The organism is Flavobacterium azooxidireducens (genome assembly GCF_023195775.1).
Lineage (GTDB): Bacteria > Bacteroidota > Bacteroidia > Flavobacteriales > Flavobacteriaceae > Flavobacterium > Flavobacterium azooxidireducens.
In genome coordinates this window covers 1,558,631-1,580,457 of sequence record NZ_CP096205.1, presented here as the reverse complement: position 1 = coordinate 1,580,457, position 21,827 = coordinate 1,558,631, and the positions used below count along the sequence as shown (strand labels likewise).

Genomic DNA, 21,827 nt, shown 5'->3' with positions numbered 1-21,827 from the left:
AGATTGTATAAGCGAGGTTTTATTTCTTTTTAATTATACTTAAAAGCACACTTCTCTCATTTCGATAAACGAAATACATAAAAACAAGTAGCAAACCAATTCCAACAAAGTAGTTTTCTCTAAAACCGTAAAAATAAACAAAAGAAAATAGGATAGAAAGTCCAAGATAGCCACCTATTTTATTTTTATCATACGGAATTGGATAATGACGATTTCCGAGGTAATACGAAATGGTCATCATACTGCCATACGCCGCAATCGTTGCAATCGCAGAACCCATATAACTGAATTTTTCTATTAATAAAAAGTTTATTGTTAGTGTAATAATTGCTCCAACAATTGAAATATAAGCTCCCATTTTGGTTCTATCGGTCAACTTATACCAAACGGAAAGATTCGTGTAAATTCCTAAAAAGAAATTGGCTAACACAATCAACGGAACAACTTTCATCGCTGACCAATACGTTTCATTCGGAATCAAAAATAATTTTAAAATATCGGCAAATACAATTACTGATAGAAAAATTAATGAACCAAAAATTACAAAATATTTCGTCACATCAGCATAGGTTTGCGGTGCATTTTCGTTTTTAGCATAGCTAAAGAAAAACGGCTCAATTCCCAAAGAATAAGCAGTTCTGAAAAGCACCATAAACAAACCGATTTTGTAACAAGCGGAATAAGCTCCGATTTCCGATTTACTCACATTAAACCAATCCAATAAAATTTTATCAAAATGTTCGTTGATGGAAAAAGCCAATCCTGCAATTAAAATCGGGAAACCATATCGAAGCATTTTCTTCCACAATTGAGCATCAAAATGCCATTGAATATGAAAATAATTTGGTGAAAGAACGATTAAGGTTAGCAAACTAGCCACAATACTCGATACAAAAATATAACCTATTTGAAAGTTTTCTATGTATAAACTGGCTAAAAAACTATCTGGATTGGCTAGTGCAATTTTGGGTAAATACAATAAAAAGAAAATGTTCAAACCTAGGTTAACCGCTACATTTCCAATTTTAATAATGGCATAAATAACTGATCGTTGATAAGCTCTTAATTTGGAAAATGGAATAATCACCAACGCATCTAGCACTAAAATCCAAATAGCATAAGTGATGAATTCTACATCAATTCCTGAAAGATTAGCTAACGTATTTCGGAATAAAAGCGAACCAATTAAGAACACAATTGTTGTCCAAAAAACAGAAATTGTTGATGTTCCGATGACGGCTCGTTTGTCGTCATGCGAATTATAAAACCGGAAGAAAGAAGTTTCCATTCCGTAAGCCAAAATCACATTAAAAACGACCAACCATGAAAAAATAATGGATACTTCGCCATAAGCTGATGAATCCATAACGTCGGTGTACAATCTAACTAATAGAACACTCAACATTCTGGGAAGCACGGTGGCAAGCCCATAAATGGCAGTTTGTTTAAAAAGTGATTTGTAAAGTCCCAAAGTGGCTGTTGAATTTATTTTGCAATCAAGCAAAATTAACTATTTATTTGACTTTTCGGTCACGTTAGTGAATTTGTAGTGTTTTATTTTGCCGTTTTGGGTGAATTCTAAAACGGCTTCGTTAGAATTTAACTGAAATTGTTGTTTTTGAGGAATTGGTGGTTGATTTCCGTATTCATTTTCAGGATTTGCATCGAGAATTAAATCAGGTTTAATGAAAACAGCTTCTACTTTTTGAGCGGAAATCAGTTTAATTTCTTCTGTTTGGTTTCTGAAATAGAGTTTTTCAAGTTTTATATCTTCTGAAATGGATTGTTGAAATACAATTACAAAATGGGTTTGATTACCTTTTATTTGATAAAAATAATCAGAAATTGGAATGGGAAATTGGGTTTGGAAGGTTTCTTTTGAAGCACATCCTACCAAGAAAAATAAAATTATAATTGAAAAATTTCTCATTTTATAAATTTAGGGAATTTAACCCAATAACTTAGATGCCATGAACTTGAAATGGACTAATTATACTATCCACACCAATTAAAAAGTTTTATAACTCTATAATTTTTCTTTTCTTTAATTTCTTTGCATTTTTCTTTTCCTCTTTCGAGTTTTTTAATTCTTTGATCATACGATTCCAAACCAATTGAATGTCTTCTTTTATCAACTTTGCTTTTATCAAATATTTCCGGTTCGTGCCATTCACAATAATAATTTTCCTTACAATTAATGATACTAAATTTATTTTGAAAATCAATGATTGATGCGTAGTGCTCTGGTTTAATATTTCCTTTTTTGAAGTTCTCGACGCAACAAATTATTATAACGACAGTCTCTAGGATATGAATAATAGTGCAATAAAATTAACTTAGCTTTATTGTTGACAAACCCATAATTATTATTGTTTTGCGAACCCACTCGCTCCATTCCTATCAATTTTTCTCCCGGATAGCCGTGCCTTTCTATCAAAGGGATTAGACCTTTTTCTACTATATTTGAAACAATAGAATCATAATTACTTAGCGAATCAAGGTAGAAAATCTTCCATTTATTATCTAATATTGATAATTTTTCAACTTCGTTTTTTAATTCATGATCGATCGATTGATAATAGATTAAACTATCACTTTTAAAGAATTGTTTTAATTTAAGCTCTATTTTGTTGTCTTTTATAAAATTAAATAATATACTATCTTTTTCAAAATCAGAATACCTAAGTCCAGATTGAAAACCTTTTCTTGTAAAAAAAATAAAGTCTTTTAATTGATTACAAACTGCACTAACTTGAGCTGCAGTAAAACAATTCTCTACATACGGCTTGATATTGAATTTAAAAGCTTGTTTATAAAAATCATTTGCTTTTGTATAATCTTCTGAAAGAATAAATCGTTCGGCTTCATTTATTAGATGAGTACGGTCTATTTGTTCTTTGCTGATTCTTTCATTTGAATTTTTAATCGCACAAGAAATCATCAATAAGTTTACAATTAATAAAAACAAGATTGTTTTTTTCATTTTATAAAAATACAAATATCCTTTAAAAATTGTTTTTATTTTAGACAACTAAATTTGTGGTTGTGTTCAACTTGAAAAACAAACAATTAAAAGTTTTTGTAAGTTTGTAAAAAAGAAAGTTATGAATGTATCACTTGAAATAAAAAAAATTCAAAAAGAGTTAGAATTGATTCAAGATGAAAATCTTATTAACTCAATAAAATCGCTATTGGCTTTCGCTAAAAAGCAAAAAACGGCAGCAGTTTTAAATTCATTCACTGTTGATGAATATAAAAAAAGAGCAGAACAGTCTGAACAAGATATAAAATTGGGAAGATTTATAGATGTTGATGATTTATAGATGAGAAAAGTTGTAATTACTCATTTTGCTCTATTTCAAATCAAATCTATTTATGATTATTATTGCATTTACGCTTCGGTAAAAATTGCAAAAAAGATTAAATTACAAATAATAACTTCTATAAAAACACTTAAAAACAAAGAAGTTGAATGGCAAGAAGATGAATTTTTAGGTTATCTTAATAAAAATCACAAACGATTGATTTGTGGTAATTACAAGATTATCTATTATTACAACGTTGACGAAAATAGAGTTTATGTAACGGATGTTTTCGATTCAAGACAAGATCCTGTTAAAGAAAAAGGTTGAATTAACTCTTCTCCTCCAAAAATTTTACAAAATGAAATCCTTTCGGCACAAATCCGTGGTTAAAATAAAATTTATGAGCCGGGAAATTATTTGTATAAGCATCTAAAGCAACGACTTTACAACCTAAATCAATAGCTTTCTGATTTAAATGTTCTGTCAATAATTTGCCAACACCTTTGGAACGATGATTCGGATGAACGATCACATTGTCTAATTCTAAATATTTTCCGCACCACAATTTGGTTCCGACCCAAAAACCGGAAAGTCCAACAGGTATTTCATTCTCGTATGCAACCAATTGTTTGTAATTATTAGGCAACATTTCGTCTAACAAATCACCGTAAATTTGTTCGGTAAATTCAGGATACAATTGCTGAATTAAAGGCAATTGTTGAAGCATTTCTGCTTTGGTTGTGATTTCTTTTAGTTGCATTTTACTTTTGATTCTTATTTTTAGCCACGAACTTGCCTGCCGGCAGGCAGGTTACACGAATTAACACAAATTTTTTTATATTTTCTTCGCCGCTGATTCGCAGATTATGCCCTTTTTAATTTTAAAAAATCAGTGAATCAGCGGCTAATAATTAATCCTTCTTCAATAACGATTCATTAAACAAATTCAAAATTCGAGTGTATTCATCTACCCACGAATAGGTTTCTTTAAATCCGTGCGATTCCACCGGATAGACTGCTAAATCCCAATCTTTTTTTCCTAATTCGATAAATCGTTGCGATAAACGAACAACATCTTGAAATTGTACATTGTTGTCCACCATTCCGTGCATCATCAATAATTTATCTTGCAATTTATCAGCAAAATAAATTGGTGAACTTTTTTGATAAGCTTTTGGATCGGTTTCCGGAAAATTCAAAATATTTCCCGTATAACCGTGGTTGTAATGAGCCCAATCTGTCACTGAACGTAAGGCTGCTCCTGCTTTAAACTCTCCGGGCTGAGTTAGCAACGCCATTAATGTAATAAAACCGCCGTAGGAACCGCCGTAAATACCAACTCGAGTTTCATTAATTCCTTTTTGTGAAACCAAGAATTGTTTTCCGTCTAAATGATCTTCTAAATCTAATCCGCCCATATGACGATAAATTCCGGTTCGAACATTGCGACCATAACCATCGCTTCCACGATAATCGATATCTAAAACCGTATAACCTAAATCGGTCAGCAAATTGTGAAACATATATTCACGATGATAGCTACTCCAAAAATTATGAGCATTTTGCAAATAACCTGCTCCGTGTACAAAAATGATGGCTGCTTTGTTTTTAATTTCTGGTTTTGGTTCATAAATTCGAGCATAAACATCTGTTCCGTCTTTGGCTTTGAAGGTGATAACTTCGGGTGATTTCCAAGGATAATTATCAAACGTTTTAGTGGTTGAAAAGGTAATTTGCTCTAAAGTCGTGTTCGGTTTGTTATCTGCAACATACAATTCCCACGGTTTATTTTTAGAAGAATAACGAACCAACAACGTTTTTTCGTCGGGAGAAATTTCTACTTCGTGAGCTCCTTCTTTGGTTAAAATCGGAGTCATTTTTTGCGAAGTGATATCTAATTTATAGAATTCTCGATTGCCTGGATGTGTTGTGTTTGTGGTAATGTAAAATGATTTTCCGTCGATGGAAGGCTTGACATTTCGAACTTCCCAATTGCCTTTGGTGAGTTGCGTTTTTTTCTTGTTTTTTAAATTCATCAAATACAAATGCGAAAAACCACTGGCTTCCGATTGAAAATAAATGGTTTGATTATCTTTCAAAAACCCCAAAGTTCCTCGACTGAAAGCATAACCCGGAATTCCCGGACCGTCTATCCACGCTTCGTCGTGTTGATGATCGAGTTCGGTAATGGTCGCCGAATTCAAATCCAATTGCACAATCCATCTGTCTTTGTTGTCTTGACTTCGTATTTCAAAAACAGCTAAAGTTCCATCTTCATTGAAAACGGGAGCTTGCATCACAATTGCTTTTTCTGTTTTTTCTTTATCCTTTAAATCATTATATTCTTGATAATATTTCGGGAATTCTGAAATGCCGGTCAAATTTGAAAAAGAAACGAATGCAACCGAATCCTTTTCGACAGAATAAATACCAAATTTGTGTTTGGAGAAATTTTCTGTTGATACTTTTGCCCTAGCATTAGTGTTTTTAGTATAACCATCGGCGGTAATAAATTGTTCTACTTTAGTTGGGTTTGATGTGGGATAATCGGATTGTCTGAACGTGACAAACTTTCCATTTGGTGATGGTGTAAGCTGTTCCATCGAAACTTTATCATAAAAAAATTCTTTTGGAAATGCTTTTTCGTTTGATTCTGATTTGGATTTATTCCATTCTTTTAGAGCTTCCTGATCGTTTACAAATTGAAATAATTCTTTTTGTTGATTGATTAAAAAGTTCTCTTTTTCTTTCTTTTCCGATTCTTTTCCTTGTTTAAAATTGGTGAGCTGAATCATTGAAAAATCAGTCAAATCCAATTGAAAAATGTTGTTGTTTTGTTGGAAGAAAATTAGTTTCGGGTTATCGCTTCTTTGTAAATTTGAAATTCGCCCCGATGAAACAATTACTTTTTTGTGGGTTTTTGTTTTTTTATCATACGAAAACAAATTGCCATTTTGGATATAAAAAACCTCATTAAACTGCTTTTGATCTTCAAAATTTTCTTCTGTAAATGAAATATCCTTTTGAAGCAATTGAGGCGATTTCATTCCTTTTTTCCAAAAATAAGTACTGTTTCCTTTTTCGTTTTTCGGATTCCAATCAAAATAAAGAGTAGAACCATCAATCGACCAGCGGTGATTTTCGGGTTGATGACCGATGAACTCATCGCCTTTCATGATTTCGGGCAACGATAATATTTGAGAGAAAATAGTTTGGAATAGTAAAAAAGCAAAAACGGAAGCGTAATATTTCATCTTAAAAAAATTAGATTCTCAAAGATATAAATAAAAAAAGATTTTGATTTTTGATTACTAAAAAGTGAAGGGATGAATTCATTATCTTTTGAGCGAAAAATGACCTTTCATATTTCTACCATCATCAAAATAAACCGAATACCAATAATCTGAAGCTGGCAATGATTTCCCATTAAAAGTACCATCCCAACCATTTAAAATGTTATTAGAATCCATATAGAATAATAAAATTCCGTAACGATTATAAATATAGATTTTTAAATCCGGATACAAATTTGTTACTTCATCACTAAGTTTCCAATAATCATTTTCACCGTCTCCGTTTGGAGTAAAATATTTAGGGAAACTGAGTATAAAAACCTCCGTACTTATTGGTGTTTCACATTTATTAATATCTCTTACATACACGGTGTACAAACCCGGTGGAACATTGGTAAACGTATAAGAAGTTCCTTCGCCATAATAGTTGAATCCATTTATTGAAAATTCGTAAAGACTAAAGCCGGTTACCGAAACATAAATTTGGTTATCATCAACTGTTACAACTCTAAATACAGGTGTATATGTGTTTCGAACACTAAAATTCTTAGTTACAGTACATTGAATTCCGTTTTGTGTTTTTGTAACTGTTACAGAATAATTTCCGCTTTCTGTTAACGTAAACTGCCTTGAATTAGATAAAACTATTCCTGCGGAATTCCTCCAAATCCAAGTGTTATTGGCAATTCCTCCATCTAAAACAGGGGCCGGTTGAATTAAAGGATCACAAATTATATAACTTTCTTGAATATCTAAAACTATTTCGTCATTCACAATCAATTGAATTGGACCAATTCCACCACACGAAAAATCATCATTTTCAATTCTAACCCAAATTGTTGTTGTTGATGTAGTAAAATATCTACCTTCGATAGGATTTGCTTTTGTTTGAGCATCTTGTTCACTTTCAAAAAAACTAACTGTAGAAGAAAGTGGAATGCCGAATAAATTCCGGATTTCATCTTCTTTAAAACCAATATTGAATGTTCCTTCGCCATTATTTAAAACATTATCGGAATCTTCGCAAATATACATGTTGGCAATTGGGTCTAGAACAATATAGGATGATTCAATGAAAAAATTACTAATTGATTCGCAGCCTTCCAGACTGATGATTTTTACAAAAATTTCTTCGGGATTTGTTTGATTTTGATAAGTTTCATGACCTTCTATTTGATTGGTGTCGAGGGTTGCATCGTTTAAAGTCTTATAAAAATAATATTCATAATCCGGATTTGGATTATTCATTTTATTTCCAATTTCCTCAAGATTAAAAAATGATACTCCATCATTATCGGAATCACATTGAATAAGCACTTGGTTTGGATCAAGAGATGGTAAAGGATATACTTCTAAATCTTTATAAAGAACAACCGGATAATCATTTATGACTATTGTGGCTTTAATAAAGTGCATCCCGGAAGTTGAGAACTGGTGGGTGGGGTTCATTAAAGTTGATGTTGTTCCGTCTCCAAAGTCCCACAAAACAGATTGTATTGGAGCGTATGCATCAAGCTCAAAATTGAAAATTGCATCAACGCAATCGTCTTCAATAATTATTCTGTTTCTTAAAAAAGAGGCAACAAAAATTGGCAATCCTCTTGTTGATTTATTTGGATTTAAGCTCACTGCATTTTCTTGAAAATCACAAGCTTCTGCCGGAAGGTGAGGTTTATTTATCACACTAATTCTTCCTGAAGGGTTATCCTCTGTTCCCTGAGCTATATAAATTTTTCCATTTCGAGCTAATTGCATCGATTTAGCATTTGGTACGGTAAAAAGAGGAAGGAGATAAGGCTCCTCTATTGGATTGAGCTCGACTTGAACAACAAAGTTGTTGCCCGAATAATAAAGCACATCAGAATTTTGTGAAAATTCAAGGCCGTAAGGATTAATTAACAACCCTAATCGTGGAGTGGTACTAAATTTTTTGGAAAGACTAAATGTGTTATTTTCATTATTGAAGTCATATAAATAAATTAACATATTGTCATAATCAGTTACAGCAATTCGCTCACCGTTTGGAGAAATTTTCATGGTTCCTTTTGGACCTAAAGCCTGATCATCTTGGGTATAGACCTGTGGAGCCGAAATACCATTTTCTGTAATATTATAAACTCTAAAAGTATTTCTTGGCGAAATGGCTGTGTTTTCCTCTTTTCCAAAAGTAATTAATCGTATGGTATTGCTTTCTGCGTGATGAATTGCAGCAATTCTGCTTATTGGTTCACGCTCCATCAAAATGTTTTGTTCTTCCAAATAACCCAAAGGAAACTCAGGGGTAAAACGAATTATAGAATGAATTAATCCGTTAACTTGGTTTTCTTTGGCCGAAAAAATATAATAGGTTGATTCATCATTAGGTTTTGGAATAATGATAGTGGTTTGAATGTCTTCAATTTCATTTGCCAAGTAAAATGCATCTTCAATAATTTCGTGGTTTCTATTCCAAACTACTCTGCCGTTTGTATAGAACAATAGATTTCCATCTTTGTCGGAAATACTTGCACATCCGGCTGGAGTATCCATACTGCCATCATTAAGTACTTGAAACAATCCGTCACTAAAGTTCATGCCCGAATTTTCTCCAAAATACCAATGGTTTGTCTCGTTTTGAGAGAAAACAATAGTAGAAAAGAGTAACAGAAAAAACGAAAAACTTTTTCTAAAAAAGTATGAATTTGGTTTATTAATCATCGAACAGCTATAAAATCAATCCATAAAAATAGTAAAATTATGTTGTTTAAATCACTTTTTTCTGTCATTAATTAAAAATTAACATATTGAATTTGTGGCAGTAGAGTGAAAAAAGTGAAAAAAAGATGCCTTCTCTAACTAATTAAATTTAAAGTTGAATTGCTTTTTAATCTTTGAAAACTGAAAACAACACATTTATGAATCTTAAGAAAAACCCTCTTTTTATTTTACTTTTATTGCTAAAAACTACGGAAATTTTTTATATGTTTGATAAATTTAAAATCTAATCCAATGAAAAAAACATTGCAATTATTAATCATTTTATTTTTAACAAACAGCTACAGTCAAGTTGTTTTTGAAAAAGGATATTTTGTAAACAATCAAAATGAAAAAATTGAATGTTGGATAAAAAATCAAGATTGGATAAACCAACCTAAACAAATTGAATACAAACTTTCAGAAGACGGTAAAACAGAAGTAACAGATTTTAACCAAATCAATTCTTTTCAAGTTTACAACACTCCGCATTATTATAAAAAACAAGTTGTAAATATTGATCGAGAAAAAAATAGTGAGGGTTTTAATCCGAAACTTGAACCAGTTATATTAAAAGTGTTGGTAGAAGGAAAAGCTTCGTTATATGAAGATGTCTCTACTGGGTTGTTCTTTTATAAAAACGAAAATGAAGAAATAAAACAACTGATTTTTAAACGTTATGAAAATAAGGACGTTAAGATTATTGAAGATTTCTCTTATCGCACAGAATTATACAATAACGTAAAATGCCGGGATAATTCGGCAGAAAAACTACGTAAAATTAATTATAAACAAAATTCGCTAGTTAATTATTTTACCGATTATAATCAATGTGTTAATAATGATTTTAAGAATTATACAGAAAATCAAACTAAGTTTTTGTATAATTTAAAAGCAATCGCAGGAACAGCAATTAATACAAATATGAAAACGGAAATCAATTTTTTTCCCTCCGAACACAATGCATCAATAAAACACACTAATTCGGATATCTCAGTCAATGCAATTATAGGTGCCGAATTTGAAATGCTTCTTCCATTTAATAAAAACAAATGGGGAATATTTATTTCTCCAACATTTCAAAGTTATAAAAATGAATCTTCTACAATTTATAATGATTTTATGGGTCGCTATTATATGATTTCAACGATTCCATCTCAAGGTCCTGTAAATACGTATTTTAGTTATACTTTGAAAATTGAAAGAGAACACAAATATACTTTTATTGAAGTACCTATTGGAATTAGATATTACTTTAACGTAAATGAAAAAAACAAATTTTTCATCAATGCTTCTTATGGGTTTATTTTGAATTTAAGCACAACTGAAAACGTTAGTTTTGAAACATTAGCTTCACATCCAATTCTGCCTCCATTAAGGATTGAAAACACAAACTCCAAAGCTTCAGGTTCTACAAAGTTTGGCGTAGGCTATGTAGTTAATTCTAAGTTATCAATTTCTGCGAATTATTCAATTTTGCAATTATCTCAAAGCAATATTATTGGATTTTCGCTACAAGGTTCTTATCGATTTCTTTAGCAATAAAAAATATCAAAAAATCAAAAAGCTTTTTCCTTTCAATAAATTTTAAATCTAATCCAATGAAAAAAATATTCCACTTACTAATTATTTTATTTTTAACAAACAGCTACAGTCAAGTTGTTTTTGAAAAAGGATATTTTGTAAACAATCAAAATGAAAAAATTGAATGTTTGATAAAAAATCAAGATTGGATAAATCAACCTAAACAAATTGAATACAAACTTTCAGAAGACGGTAAAACAGAAGTAACAGATTTTAACCAAATCAATTCTTTTCAAGTTTATAACACTCATCATTATTATAAAAAACAAGCTGTAAATATTGATCGAGAAACAAAAATTGAAGGTTTTAATCCGAAACTTGAAACAATAATCTTACGGGTTTTGGTAGAGGGTAAAGCAACATTATTTGCAGACATTTCCCGCAGCACCTATTTTTATAAAATTGACAATGGGGACATTAAGCAACTTGTTTATAAAAATTATGCTGATAATGATGGTAAAATAAATGAAGATTTTTCGTTCCGAACAGAATTGTATAACAATCTAAAATGTCGAGATAATTCTGCCGAAAAACTACGTAAAATTAATTACAAACAAAATTCGTTAGTTAATTACGTTATTGATTTTAATGAATGTTCTAATGCAAATTATAGTGAATTTAATGAAAGTAAAACGAAAACTGAATTTAACCTCAAAGCATTCGGTGGAGTCAACTTTTACACAATGGAATCAATAGTTACTGTAGGTTTTTTTGAAAATAGACCATTGAAATATAAATCGTCATCTAACATTAATTTTATGCTCGGTTTTGAAGCAGAAATGTTATTGCCTTTTCACAAAAACAAATGGTCAATATTTATTGCTCCAAATTATCAATCACAACAAAATCAAGAATTTTCTACTAGCCCAAGAGATTTATACGGAGGATATAACGGAACTTTAAGCTTAGAGGACTCATATTCATATCTAGATATACCTCTTGGACTTAGACATTATTTTCATTTAAATAAAAACTCCAAACTCTTTTTAGGGATTGCTTATAAATTTATTTTTATAATTGATAAAACAGAAAACAGGAGCTATGATCCTGAAATCAATTATGGTGTTCCTTTAAGAATTCTAGATGCATCAAGACAAACAAAAGGAAAGCAAATTAGCGTTGGTTATGTTTACAATAATAAATATTCATTATCAGGAAACTATTCTACCGTTCAACTCCCACAAAGTGATATTGTTGCATTTTCGGTGCAAGCTTCTTATCGATTTCTTTAGCAATAAAAAATCAAAAAGCTTTTTCCTTTCAATAAATTTTAAATCTAATCCAATGAAAAAAACATTGCAATTATTAATCATTTTATTTTTAACAAACAGCTACAGTCAAGTTGTTTTTGAAAAAGGATATTTTATAAACAATCAAAATGAAAAAATTGAATGTTGGATAAAAAATCAAGATTGGATAAACCAACCAAAACAAGTTGAATATAAACTTTCTGAAGACGGTAAAACAGAAGTAACAGATTTTAACCAAATCAATTCGTTTCAAGTTTACAACACTCCTCATTATTATAAAAAACAAGTTGTAAATATTGATCGAGAAAAAACTAGTGAGGGTTTTAATCCGAAACTTGAACCAGTAATATTAAAAGTATTGGTAGAAGGAAAAGCTTCGTTATATGAAGATGTCTCTACTGGGTTGTTCTTTTATAAAAACGAAAATGAAGAAATAAAACAACTGATTTTTAAACGTTATGAAAATAAGGACGGTAAGATAATTGAAGATTTCGTTTATCGTACAGAATTATACAATAACGTAAAATGCCGAGATAATTCTGCCGAAAAACTACGTAAGTTAAAGTATAAACAAAAAATGTTTATTGATTATTTTTCAGATTATAATCAATGTATAAATGGAGAATATGTTGATTTTTTAGAAAATAAAACAAAATCTAAATACGTTTTTAGAGCATTAGCTGGTGGTTCAATTAACACCGGTCTAAAGTCTGATGTATCTTTTTCTTCAACCACCGGGAAAAGAACATTAGAACACACGAATTCTGATTTGTCTGTGAATTTTTTAGTTGGAGGTGAGTTTGAAATTCTTTTACCCTATCGCAAAAACAAATGGGCATTGATTTTTTCGCTAACTTATCAAGGCTACAAAGATCAATCTACCAAAAGGTACAATAATGTTATTGGACGAACAGTTACAACAGAAATACCTTCAGCTCAAACACCTGTAACAACCTATTTTGGTTATGATATAGAATTTAAAAGTGAGTATAAATACTCGTTTGTTGAACTTCCTGTTGGAGTAAGATATTATTTTGATTTGAATAATAATTCTAAATTATTCGTCAATGCATCATATGGTATTATTCTGCCTTTAAATAGAACTGAAAATTTAAGCTTTGAATTCACATCTAGTTCAGCACCATCACTAACTATTGACGAACCAAAATCAAAATTTTCTTCGTTAGCAAAAATCGGAGGAGGCTATTCATTTAATGAAAAATATAGTGTTGGATTAGATTATTATATATTCAGAAATATTTCAAATGTGAACACTGGTACAATTTCGGTTGTAGCTTCTTATAAATTATTTAAAAAAAAATTGTGGTAAATAGAATTTTAAAAAGACAACTCTACCTATCACTTCAAAACAACTTTTTAGTTCATAAATCAGGTTTAGACTTCTAATTATATTTTTAAAAAACTCAAAAATTGAAACATTTCCTACTTCAAACAATAATTCTTCTAAGTTTTTATTCTGTAAATTCTCAGAACTATCCCAGCACGCACAAAAATACATCATCTATTGAATATCATGGTAAAACATTTGAAGATGAATATGCTTGGTTAGAAAAAATGAAGATTGCTGAAACTCAAAACTGGATTGATTTACAAAATAACATTACAGATTCAATCTTTAAGACATCAAACAAAGAATATAATGTAGCTAATAAAATAAAAGACTATGATTATTTATCTACCAATGCTCTGCCAACCAAAAAAGGGAATTATTTTTATATGCGATATAGAAAGGATAAAAACCTTCCTGCTGCCTTGTTTTATAGAAAAAACTTGAATGATGATGCTGTAGAGATTGTCAATCCGTATGAAATTACTAAAAACAAAAATGCCTATATAACTGGTTATTATCCATCTTCTAATAATAATTACCTTGCTTATAAATTAACCCCAGATGGAAGTGATCGGCAAGAAATAAGGTTTAAACAGTTTCATAAATCAAAAGATTTAGAAGACGTGCTCATTAACGTGAAATTTTCTAATGTAGTTTGGAATAAGAGTCTTGGCGTGTTTTATAAAAAAAACAGTAATCAAACAGCATTTGCAAAAGATTCTACTAATCAACTTTACTATCATCGAATAAACACCTCGCAAAATGATGATAAATTAATTTTTGACACTTCTGAAAGTGATAATAATTTTACTTTTCTAAACTTAAAAGACACTCTTTTTATCATTGAGAACATAAGAGAAAATGGTTTTAAAAACTATTATTTTTCTCCAATAGCAGATGAAAAAATTACCTTAAATAAGTTCATTAGTAATGATGAATCTAATTTTGATTTTATAACTTATAGAAAAGGAAAAATCTACTTTTCTTCTGACAAATATGAATGGGGAGACGTGCGATCATTTTCTATTTTAAACCGTGACGATGAAAAAGTTATCATTCCTCAACTCTTTAATAATTTATTATTGGAAACTCGTTTTTTGGGAGATTATATTATTTGTAAATATAAATCGGCAGGTGATTATATTTTAAGAATTTATAATGAAGAAGGGGTATTTCTACGAAAATTTGACGCTCCTCATAACATGAATGTAGAAGTAGAATTTTATAACAGTGAAACCAAGGATTTATTTGTTACATTTTCTTCCTATGTAATTTCGTATAGAAATTTTAAATTAAACCTTGAAACAGGAAAGTCACAAGAATATTATAATGAATACATTAGACCAAAGGTTACTTTGTTTCCATTGGATTATTTTGTTACAACTTATTCCACATTTAAAAGTCGAGATAACAAAGATATTCCCATCACAATTGTGCATAAAAAAGGTGTAAAATTAGACGGCTCAAATCCTACCTTATTAAAAGCTTATGGTGGTTTTAGAGTAGTAAACACTCCTCGTTATGATACCGGATTATTATATTTTCTTGAAAAAGGCGGTGTTTTTGCTTATGCAGAAATTCGCGGTGGTGGAGAAAAAGGACGAAACTGGCATAACAATGGCAAAGGTCAAAAGAAGATTAACACCTTTAATGATTTCATAGATGCTGCCGAATTTTTAATTAAGGAACAATATACTTCAAATTCAAAATTAGCAATAACAGGAGGTTCACAAGGAGGTTTATTGGTAGGAGTTGCGATGACACAACGCCCTGATTTATTTAAAGTAGCCATCCCAATTGTTGGTATTTATGATATGACCATGTTTGGAAAATATACTGCCGGAAAATATTGGTTTGAGGAATATGGAGATCCAGACAACAAAGAAGACTTTGAAAAAATGATGGTATATTCACCGTATCATAACATAAAAAATGATGTAAATTATCCTACAACATTGATTATTACCTCTGAAAATGATGACAGAGTTGTTGCTTCCCATTCTTATAAATTTGCTGCAAAATTGCAAAGCAGATCTTCACAAAAAAATCCAATTTATTTAAAAGTTGAAAAAGATGCTGGCCACTCTGGTAAAGTTTCAAATTATGTTGATAGAGTTGAAAAAAAGGCCGACTTCTATAGTTTCTTGCTATATCATTTAAAATAAAAAAGTCACGCTATTCACGTGACTTTCTTAACTATATGTTATTTTGATTATCCTTTCAACGCTTCTGCTCCACCAACAATTTCTAAAATTTCATTAGTAATCGCTGCTTGACGGGCTTTGTTGTAGGTTAATTTCAATTGATTTCTCAATTCGGTTGCGTTATCCGTTGCTTTGTGCATTGCAGTCATACGAGCTCCGTGTTCAGAAGCAAATGAATCGCGAATGGCTTTGTATAATTGTGTTTTTAATGATTTTGGAATCAATGTTAACACAATTTCTTCTTTGGATGGTTCAAAAATATAATCAGAACTTGCTACTGCTGCACCAACAACCGGAGCTAACGGTAAAAATTGTTCGGTTTGAACGATTTGTGTTGCCGCATTTTTGAATTGGTTATACACAATTTCGATTTTATCGTAATCGCCAGAAATGAATTTTTCTGTTAATAATTCAGAAATAGCTGCTACATTATCAAAAGTCAACGCATCAAAAACTTCACTTTTATTGGCAATAACAGAACACGTTTTACCTAAAACATCATTTCCTTTTTTACCAATGGCAACAACATCTACTTTTTTACCAACATACGAATCGGCTAATACTTTCACTTGTTTGATAACGTTGGTATTAAAAGCACCACACAAACCTCTGTTGGAAGTGATGGCCACAATTAAAACCTTTTTTACCTCACGTTGAGTAGTGAATTCTCCTCCAATTTCGCCTTCCATCGAAGCACTTAAACTTTGTAGAATTTCGGTTAATTTTTCGGCATAAGGTCGCATGGCTGTAATGGCATCTTGTGCCTTTTTTAGCTTTGCGGCAGAAACCATCTTCATCGCCGATGTGATTTGCATCGTGGATGAAACGGAACTAATTCTATTACGGATTTCCTTTAAATTTGCCATTTTTTTTAAAAGTTAGGAGATGGAAGATGGAAGATGGAAGTAGTAGATTAACTTCCTACTTCCAGCTTCTAGCTTCCGTCTTAATTATATTTCGCTGAAACTTCTTTCGCTGAACGGTCTAAAACATCCGTAATCTCATCTGAGAATTTACCGGCCTTTAAAGCGTTTAATGTATCTCTGTGTTTGTTGTTCAAGTATTCGATATAATCTCTTTCGAATTCTTTTACTTTATTTACAGGAACATTTCTCAACAAGTTTTTAGAACCTGCATAGATAATTGCAACTTGATCTTCAACTGTATACGGATCGTTTACAGCTTGTTTCAAGATTTCAACGTTTCTTCTTCCTTTTTCAATTACGTTTAATGTAACGGCATCTAAATCTGAACCAAATTTAGCAAACGCTTCCAATTCACGGAATTGAGCTTGATCCAATTTCAACGTACCGGATACTTTTTTCATTGATTTAATCTGAGCATTTCCTCCCACACGTGATACCGAAATACCTACGTTAATTGCCGGACGAACCCCTGAGTTAAATAAATCACCATCCAAGAAAATCTGACCATCTGTAATCGAAATTACGTTGGTTGGGATATACGCAGAAACGTCACCCGCTTGTGTTTCAATAATTGGTAAAGCTGTTAATGAACCACCACCTCTTACGATTGGACGTAAAGAATCCGGTAAGTCATTCATGTCTTTAGCGATATCATCATCAGCAATAATTTTTGCTGCTCTTTCTAATAATCTTGAGTGAAGGTAGAAAACGTCTCCAGGATAAGCCTCACGTCCCGGTGGTCTTCTTAATAAAAGAGAAACCTCACGGTAAGCAACTGCTTGTTTAGACAAATCATCATAGATAATTAAAGCCGGACGACCTGAATCACGGAAATATTCTCCGATCGCTGCTCCGGCAAATGGAGCATATACTTGCATTGGTGCAGGATCTGAAGCATTTGCTGCCACGATAACCGTGTAAGCCATTGCTCCTTTGTCTTCTAATGTTTTAGCGATTCCTGCAACCGTTGACGCTTTTTGTCCAATGGCTACATAGATACAAAACACAGGTTGACCTGCATCATAAAATTCTTTTTGATTTAAAATGGTATCGATACAAACGGTAGTTTTACCAGTTTGACGGTCACCAATAACCAACTCACGTTGACCTCTTCCTACCGGAATCATCGCATCAATTGATTTGATACCTGTTTGCAACGGTTCAGTTACCGGTTGACGGAAAATTACTCCGGGAGCTTTTCTTTCCAATGGCATTTCATAAAGATCTCCGCCGATTGGTCCTTTACCATCGATTGGATTTCCTAATGTATCAACCACACGACCTACCATTTGCTCACCTACTTTTAGGGAAGCGATACGTTGTGTTCTTTTTACGGTAGAACCCTCTTTAATACCTGTTGAAGGACCTAACAATACTACCCCAACATTGTCTTCTTCCAAGTTTAATACGATTGCTTCCAATCCGTTGTCGAATTGTACTAGCTCTCCGTATTGAGCATTTGATAAGCCGTAAACACGAGCAATACCATCACCCACTTGAAGTACTGTTCCTACTTCTTCTAACGATGCACCTGATTCGAAACCAGATAATTGTTTTTTTAATATTGCTGAAATTTCAGCAGGTTTAATTTCCGCCATTGTTCTATATCTTTATTGGAATATTAATTACTAAATTCTCTCTTTAATTGTTGCAATCTGTTTGCCACAGAAGCATTGTATTGTTGATCGCCAATTCTCAAAATAAATCCTCCAATGATGGATGGATCTACTGTGTTGATTAACGTGATTTTCTTGTTTGAAAACTCTTTTATTTTTGCCAAAACTTTCGCTTCTAAGTCTGGAGTGATTGGGAAAGCAGTGGTCACTTTTGCCACTTCAATTCCGTTTAACACATCGTGTTGAGCATTATATTGCTCAGCGATTTCTCCTAAAATCTCGAAACGTTTGTTTTCTTTCAGCAATAAAAATAATCCTTTGGTATCGTTTTGAACGGATGCAAAAATTTCAGACAAGGCATCGTATTTTGCTTCCGGTTTTACAACAGGACTAACTAAAAAAAGCTTTAATTCCTCATTAGAATTTACCGTTTCGTTAATCAATTTCATATCTTGATTCACTGCATCGGCTCTTCCGTTGGAAACAGCATTTTCTATAATTGCTTTGGCATATCTAATCGCTGCTCTTGACATACGGATTAATTTAATTTAGCATCGCCTAACATTTTCTCTACCAATTTGGTTTGAGCTTCTGTGTTGGCTAATTCGCTTTTTAATACTTTTTCTGCAATCTCAATTGACAACGTTGAAACCTGATTTTTCAATTCGGCCATGGCTGCATTTTTCTCGCTTTCAATAGCTGATTTTGCTTGAGCAATCATTTTCTCGCCTTGCGTTTGAGCTTCAGATTTTGCATCGTTAATCATTTTTTCTTTGATTTCACGAGCTTCTTTCATCATAGCATCTCTTTCTGCTCTGGCTTCGGCTAATAAACGTTCATTAGAAGCAGTCAAGTTTTGCATTTCTAATTTTGCTGTTTCAGCAGCAGCTAATGCATTGTTGATTGATTCTTCTCTGCTTTTAACAGCTCCTAAAATAGGCTTCCAAGCAAACTTTTTCATTAAGAAAAAGAAAACCACAAAGATGATCGTTGTCCAAAAAATTAAACTTTCCGGTGAAGTTAAGTTCATGTTTTATATAGATTAAAATTGTTTTACTTTTTTAAAAACAGTTTCGCAACCAACCGTTGCGAAACGTGTTCTTTTTTAATTAGTTTGCTTTAGCAATTAAAGCAACAACCACTGCGAAAAGTGCAACACCCTCAATAAGAGCAGCAGCAATAATCATAGCAGTTTGAATTTTTCCAGCAGCTTCTGGTTGTCTTGCCATAGCGTCCATAGCAGATCCACCAATTTTTCCAATACCGATTCCTGCTCCAATAACAGCTAATCCAGCACCGATTCCAGCTAATACCATAATGTTAAATTTATATAGTTAATAATTAAAAAAACTCGATTTTAGTGATGGTCGTGCTCTTCAACAGCTTGACCGATAAACAAAGCAGACAACAAGGTAAATACATACGCTTGAAGAGCCGCAACCAACATTTCCAAGACACTCATAAACAATACGAATGCTCCCGATACAGGAGAAATCCATGCTGTTTTGAAAATATAGATTAATGAAATTAAACTCAATATAATAATGTGTCCCGCTGTAATGTTAGCAAAAAGACGAATCATCAATGCAAAAGGTTTAGTAAACATTCCGATAATCTCTACCGGCCACATAATCGGGTATAATGCTTTTGGAACCGGTGGAGCAAAAATATGTCCCCAATAATTTTTATTAGCACTAAATGTAGTGATTAAAAAGGTAATGAATGCTAAAACGAAAGTGAAATAAATATTTCCGGTTAAGTTGGAACTAAACGGGAAGAATGGAATTAATCCGATTAAGTTGTTAATCCAAATAAAGAAAAAGATGGTTAACAAATACGGCATGTATTTTGCATAATTTTTGTGTCCGATGTTTGGAATCGCAATATCGTCTCTAACGAATAAAACCAACGGTTCTAAGAAACCTGCTAATCCTTTGGGAGCCATTTTATTTTGTTGTATGAACGAGCAACTGCCGTAAACAATAAAAACAATATGATAACCGACATCAACATCGAGAAAACCAATTTGGTAATTGAAAAGTTCAACGGTCTTGCGGCAAAATTTAATCCGCTTTTGTCTGACTCATTAGTAATTTCAGCAAATTTATCGGCATAATAAATTACTTCTTTATAACGAACGAATTTTTCTCCATCAATTTCAACTACTTCTTTTGCTTCATTATCATGGTGAAATTTTGAGGATGAAAATATTTTCAATCCGTTTTCTGTCCATAAAATAACCGGCAAATAAAATGTGATTGGATGACCATCCCAATCGGCAATGTGAAATTCGTGCGAATCACCAATGTGCGAATTGATTAAGTCTGTGGCATTAAACTCTTTATCATCGGAATGTGATCCTCCGGCAAAACCGGAAATCGGCAACAGCGTTACTAATAAAACCGCAATGAACTGAATGGTACTTTTTGCTATTCTCATTTTTAAAATTTAGCAGAATTTAATGTCGTTAAAATTTCGTGCAAAGGTACATATTTTATTAATAAACGAAAATATATAAACACAATTTTTAAATAAAGGTTTAAAAGAAGGTCATTTTTTACGGATTACTCAATCATTCTGCGTTTAATAGTCTCACAGAATGAATGGTTTCAAATAATAAAAAAAGAAAAAAGGGAATAAAAAAAGCTCCAACATCCGGAATTTTATCTTCAAAATCAGATTGAATTAATGGAAGAAGGAACACAACCGATGCCATCATCTTCAAAATTCCGGTAGCTAGAAAAGTATATCCTGTTTTATCAAAAAAAGTGACATTGACAAAAACTAGAAACAAATACAATAAAAAAGTGAGTATAAAATGAAAAGCATAAATGCTGTAAACCGAATAATAAAAAGGTGTTTCGGCAAACAAAAAACGAGTAATCAGTAATTGAGAAACAAATAAAAGAATTGAAAAAGGTATAAATTGTTTGATAAAAGGCAGTAATTTTTCTTTCATACATTATTCTTTATTAAGATTTTTCACTTGTTGAATCACATTGTACAAAGCTATAAAAACAGCTAACAATGAAAAAATAATAGTATAAAGTGAATTTTCGTTTTGTTGTTTTTCGTCGAGCCAATTACCAAAATAAACTCCTGCAAAAATAATGACTCCCATTTGAAACGGAATGTTCATTAGAACCAACCATTTATTAAGCGGTTTTTTCTTCGGATCCTGATTCATTTTGTGGTGGTAAAGTTTTCACGTTGGGTTTCATGACACAGGAAGCACTGAATTCTGCTCCGGGTTCTACTGCTAGTTTTCCGCAAATCACTTCACCATGAATTATTGCTTTTGATTTTAGGCTTAAAATTTCCGAAACTTGAATTTTGCCTTCAAACTTACCTTCGATATCGGCATTTTTGCAAACAATATCACCTTTTACCATTCCAGTTGGCCCTATCACAATTTTTCCCTTTGAATGAAAATTTCCAATTAAGTGACCATCCAATCTAAAATCGGCAGAAGTGGAAATATCACCTTTTATAATGGTTCCTTCTACAATTCTATTCGTTTTTCCAAGTAAGTCTGTATATGATTTAGAGTCTTTTTTAAACATAC

At 31.8% G+C, this 21,827-nt stretch carries 20 protein-coding genes and 1 pseudogene; 6 read left to right on the top strand and 15 right to left on the bottom strand.

The window, feature by feature from the left end:
• Positions 1-19: 19 nt before the first annotated feature.
• From M0M57_RS06970 to M0M57_RS06960, 3 genes are all read right to left on the bottom strand, one after another.
• Positions 20-1,471, bottom strand: coding sequence for a lipopolysaccharide biosynthesis protein (locus tag M0M57_RS06970; protein ID WP_248436738.1), 1,452 nt, complete (start codon positions 1,469-1,471; stop codon positions 20-22).
• 39 nt (positions 1,472-1,510) lie between these two features.
• Positions 1,511-1,930, bottom strand: coding sequence for a hypothetical protein (locus M0M57_RS06965; RefSeq protein WP_248436465.1), 420 nt, complete (start codon positions 1,928-1,930; stop codon positions 1,511-1,513).
• 318 nt (positions 1,931-2,248) lie between these two features.
• Positions 2,249-3,031, bottom strand: a complete 783-nt coding sequence (locus M0M57_RS06960; protein ID WP_248436464.1) for a hypothetical protein — start codon at positions 3,029-3,031, stop codon at positions 2,249-2,251.
• 73 nt (positions 3,032-3,104) lie between these two features.
• On the opposite strand from M0M57_RS06960, the gene M0M57_RS06955 reads away from it, so the two are divergent.
• Positions 3,105-3,323 carry a hypothetical protein gene (locus tag M0M57_RS06955; RefSeq protein ID WP_248436463.1) on the top strand — a complete coding sequence of 73 codons (219 nt, stop codon included), beginning with the start codon at positions 3,105-3,107 and terminating at the stop codon, positions 3,321-3,323.
• Positions 3,324-3,632, top strand: coding sequence for a type II toxin-antitoxin system RelE/ParE family toxin (locus tag M0M57_RS06950; protein WP_248436462.1), 309 nt, complete (start codon positions 3,324-3,326; stop codon positions 3,630-3,632).
• Between the two features lies 1 nt (position 3,633).
• Here the strand turns inward: M0M57_RS06950 and M0M57_RS06945 are convergent, their stop codons facing one another.
• The 3 genes from M0M57_RS06945 to M0M57_RS06935 all read right to left on the bottom strand — a co-directional run bounded on the left by M0M57_RS06945 (position 3,634) and on the right by M0M57_RS06935 (position 9,172).
• A complete protein-coding gene (locus tag M0M57_RS06945; protein WP_248436461.1) occupies positions 3,634-4,065 on the bottom strand; it encodes a GNAT family N-acetyltransferase in 432 nt (143 codons plus the stop codon).
• A 151-nt stretch (positions 4,066-4,216) separates the two neighbouring features.
• Positions 4,217-6,559: a S9 family peptidase gene (locus M0M57_RS06940; RefSeq protein ID WP_248436460.1), complete on the bottom strand. Its 2,343-nt coding sequence runs from the start codon at positions 6,557-6,559 to the stop codon at positions 4,217-4,219.
• Between the two features lie 81 nt (positions 6,560-6,640).
• Entirely contained in the window at positions 6,641-9,172 is a 2,532-nt protein-coding gene (locus M0M57_RS06935) for a T9SS type B sorting domain-containing protein (RefSeq protein ID WP_248436459.1), read from the bottom strand.
• A 414-nt stretch (positions 9,173-9,586) separates the two neighbouring features.
• Here M0M57_RS06935 and M0M57_RS06930 point away from each other — a divergent pair, with 414 nt between their 5' ends.
• The 4 genes from M0M57_RS06930 (at position 9,587) to M0M57_RS06915 (ending at position 15,681) form a co-directional block, all read left to right on the top strand.
• Positions 9,587-10,870: a hypothetical protein gene (locus tag M0M57_RS06930; RefSeq protein ID WP_248436458.1), complete on the top strand. Its 1,284-nt coding sequence runs from the start codon at positions 9,587-9,589 to the stop codon at positions 10,868-10,870.
• A gap of 62 nt (positions 10,871-10,932) precedes the next feature.
• Entirely contained in the window at positions 10,933-12,147 is a 1,215-nt protein-coding gene (locus M0M57_RS06925; RefSeq protein WP_248436457.1) for a hypothetical protein, read from the top strand.
• Between the two features lie 52 nt (positions 12,148-12,199).
• Positions 12,200-13,495 carry a porin family protein gene (locus M0M57_RS06920; RefSeq protein ID WP_248436456.1) on the top strand — a complete coding sequence of 432 codons (1,296 nt, stop codon included), beginning with the start codon at positions 12,200-12,202 and terminating at the stop codon, positions 13,493-13,495.
• A gap of 101 nt (positions 13,496-13,596) precedes the next feature.
• Positions 13,597-15,681: a prolyl oligopeptidase family serine peptidase gene (locus tag M0M57_RS06915; RefSeq protein WP_248436455.1), complete on the top strand. Its 2,085-nt coding sequence runs from the start codon at positions 13,597-13,599 to the stop codon at positions 15,679-15,681.
• A gap of 47 nt (positions 15,682-15,728) precedes the next feature.
• Here M0M57_RS06915 and atpG read toward each other — a convergent pair whose 3' ends face one another.
• From atpG to M0M57_RS06870, 9 genes and pseudogenes are all read right to left on the bottom strand, one after another.
• A complete protein-coding gene (atpG, locus tag M0M57_RS06910) occupies positions 15,729-16,586 on the bottom strand; it encodes an ATP synthase F1 subunit gamma (protein WP_248436454.1) in 858 nt (285 codons plus the stop codon).
• Positions 16,587-16,666: 80 nt separating this feature from the next.
• Complete coding sequence (gene atpA / locus M0M57_RS06905) at positions 16,667-18,244, bottom strand: F0F1 ATP synthase subunit alpha (protein WP_248436453.1); 1,578 nt, start codon at positions 18,242-18,244, stop codon at positions 16,667-16,669.
• A gap of 23 nt (positions 18,245-18,267) precedes the next feature.
• Positions 18,268-18,801, bottom strand: a complete 534-nt coding sequence (atpH, locus tag M0M57_RS06900) for an ATP synthase F1 subunit delta (RefSeq protein ID WP_248436737.1) — start codon at positions 18,799-18,801, stop codon at positions 18,268-18,270.
• Positions 18,801-19,292, bottom strand: a complete 492-nt coding sequence (locus tag M0M57_RS06895) for a F0F1 ATP synthase subunit B (protein WP_248436452.1) — start codon at positions 19,290-19,292, stop codon at positions 18,801-18,803. Before M0M57_RS06895 ends, atpH begins: the two co-directional genes overlap by 1 nt.
• A gap of 79 nt (positions 19,293-19,371) precedes the next feature.
• Positions 19,372-19,578 (bottom strand): ATP synthase F0 subunit C, encoded by a 207-nt coding sequence (gene atpE, locus M0M57_RS06890; RefSeq protein ID WP_188361567.1) that lies wholly within the window; start codon positions 19,576-19,578, stop codon positions 19,372-19,374.
• A gap of 41 nt (positions 19,579-19,619) precedes the next feature.
• A pseudogene (gene atpB / locus M0M57_RS06885) lies at positions 19,620-20,701 on the bottom strand (F0F1 ATP synthase subunit A).
• Between the two features lie 133 nt (positions 20,702-20,834).
• Positions 20,835-21,221, bottom strand: coding sequence for a hypothetical protein (locus M0M57_RS06880; RefSeq protein WP_248436451.1), 387 nt, complete (start codon positions 21,219-21,221; stop codon positions 20,835-20,837).
• A 3-nt stretch (positions 21,222-21,224) separates the two neighbouring features.
• Positions 21,225-21,449 (bottom strand): AtpZ/AtpI family protein, encoded by a 225-nt coding sequence (locus tag M0M57_RS06875; protein ID WP_248436450.1) that lies wholly within the window; start codon positions 21,447-21,449, stop codon positions 21,225-21,227.
• Positions 21,418-21,825 carry a bactofilin family protein gene (locus M0M57_RS06870; protein WP_248436449.1) on the bottom strand — a complete coding sequence of 136 codons (408 nt, stop codon included), beginning with the start codon at positions 21,823-21,825 and terminating at the stop codon, positions 21,418-21,420. Before M0M57_RS06870 ends, M0M57_RS06875 begins: the two co-directional genes overlap by 32 nt.
• Positions 21,826-21,827 lie beyond the last annotated feature (2 nt).

What these genes read in the sequence shown, in the direction of transcription:
- M0M57_RS06965 (WP_248436465.1), bottom strand. Translation starts at nt 1,930, where the DNA reads ATGAGAAATTTTTCAATTATAATTTTATTTTTCTTGGTAGGATGTGCT.
- M0M57_RS06955 (WP_248436463.1), top strand. Translation starts at nt 3,105, where the DNA reads ATGAATGTATCACTTGAAATAAAAAAAATTCAAAAAGAGTTAGAATTG.
- M0M57_RS06950 (WP_248436462.1), top strand. Translation starts at nt 3,324, where the DNA reads ATGAGAAAAGTTGTAATTACTCATTTTGCTCTATTTCAAATCAAATCT.
- M0M57_RS06945 (WP_248436461.1), bottom strand. Translation starts at nt 4,065, where the DNA reads ATGCAACTAAAAGAAATCACAACCAAAGCAGAAATGCTTCAACAATTG.
- M0M57_RS06940 (WP_248436460.1), bottom strand. Translation starts at nt 6,559, where the DNA reads ATGAAATATTACGCTTCCGTTTTTGCTTTTTTACTATTCCAAACTATT.
- M0M57_RS06935 (WP_248436459.1), bottom strand. Translation starts at nt 9,172, where the DNA reads ATGAACTTTAGTGACGGATTGTTTCAAGTACTTAATGATGGCAGTATG.
- M0M57_RS06930 (WP_248436458.1), top strand. Translation starts at nt 9,587, where the DNA reads ATGAAAAAAACATTGCAATTATTAATCATTTTATTTTTAACAAACAGC.
- M0M57_RS06925 (WP_248436457.1), top strand. Translation starts at nt 10,933, where the DNA reads ATGAAAAAAATATTCCACTTACTAATTATTTTATTTTTAACAAACAGC.
- M0M57_RS06920 (WP_248436456.1), top strand. Translation starts at nt 12,200, where the DNA reads ATGAAAAAAACATTGCAATTATTAATCATTTTATTTTTAACAAACAGC.
- atpG (WP_248436454.1), bottom strand. Translation starts at nt 16,586, where the DNA reads ATGGCAAATTTAAAGGAAATCCGTAATAGAATTAGTTCCGTTTCATCC.
- atpA (WP_248436453.1), bottom strand. Translation starts at nt 18,244, where the DNA reads ATGGCGGAAATTAAACCTGCTGAAATTTCAGCAATATTAAAAAAACAA.
- M0M57_RS06895 (WP_248436452.1), bottom strand. Translation starts at nt 19,292, where the DNA reads ATGAACTTAACTTCACCGGAAAGTTTAATTTTTTGGACAACGATCATC.
- atpE (WP_188361567.1), bottom strand. Translation starts at nt 19,578, where the DNA reads ATGGTATTAGCTGGAATCGGTGCTGGATTAGCTGTTATTGGAGCAGGA.
- M0M57_RS06880 (WP_248436451.1), bottom strand. Translation starts at nt 21,221, where the DNA reads ATGAAAGAAAAATTACTGCCTTTTATCAAACAATTTATACCTTTTTCA.
- M0M57_RS06875 (WP_248436450.1), bottom strand. Translation starts at nt 21,449, where the DNA reads ATGAATCAGGATCCGAAGAAAAAACCGCTTAATAAATGGTTGGTTCTA.
- M0M57_RS06870 (WP_248436449.1), bottom strand. Translation starts at nt 21,825, where the DNA reads ATGTTTAAAAAAGACTCTAAATCATATACAGACTTACTTGGAAAAACG.